Source organism: Nonomuraea sp. B5E05 (assembly GCF_039880665.1).
In the GTDB taxonomy this organism is placed as follows: Bacteria; Actinomycetota; Actinomycetes; order Streptosporangiales; family Streptosporangiaceae; genus Nonomuraea.
This window is the reverse complement of record NZ_JBDPMJ010000114.1, coordinates 1-500: the sequence shown is the minus strand read 5'-3', so window position 1 is coordinate 500 and position 500 is coordinate 1. Positions and strand designations below refer to the sequence as shown.

1 protein-coding gene is annotated in these 500 nt (G+C 28.6%); it reads right to left on the bottom strand.

Annotation, left to right across the window (positions count from 1 at the left end; all coding sequences use genetic code 11):
• Positions 1-500: hypothetical protein (locus tag ABGB01_RS46060; protein WP_347780665.1), on the bottom strand; the 500-nt coding region annotated here is incomplete at both ends.

Here is a 500-nt window from a genome sequence, read left to right as displayed (position 1 = left end):
GTATCACGCATTAAATTTAGTATGGGCGCTACTGGTAGTGTCTTAAATCGCCCACTTTCAGAGACATCAATCAATCTAGCAATTGTATTGAAATTTAATTTGCTAAAAATAGTATGATCTAATGGGGTTTCTTCTAAATTGGCAGCAAAGGATAATTGTTTTAAAAGCTTTAATGCATCAATTATTTTGCGTTTATGCACTTCGTCAAAATTTGCTGAATACGAAATTCGAGATGTGCTTTGAGAGGGGGCATATAGTCCGTAATGGTCTTCTTTATTCCTGTAATCTTCATGTAGTATATTGTTAATAAAGCTATTAGATTGAATTTTTAATAGAATTTCACTTTTAAAGATAAATTTTTTTAATTCACTATAATTAAAAGTATGATCAGGGTTAATAAAATTATCTATAATAAAATTATTAGCTCTATTGTATTCATCTGCACTAAAGTTAAATACATTCAAAAGACATTTTTTATTATTTGTAGCGGGGTATGTAGA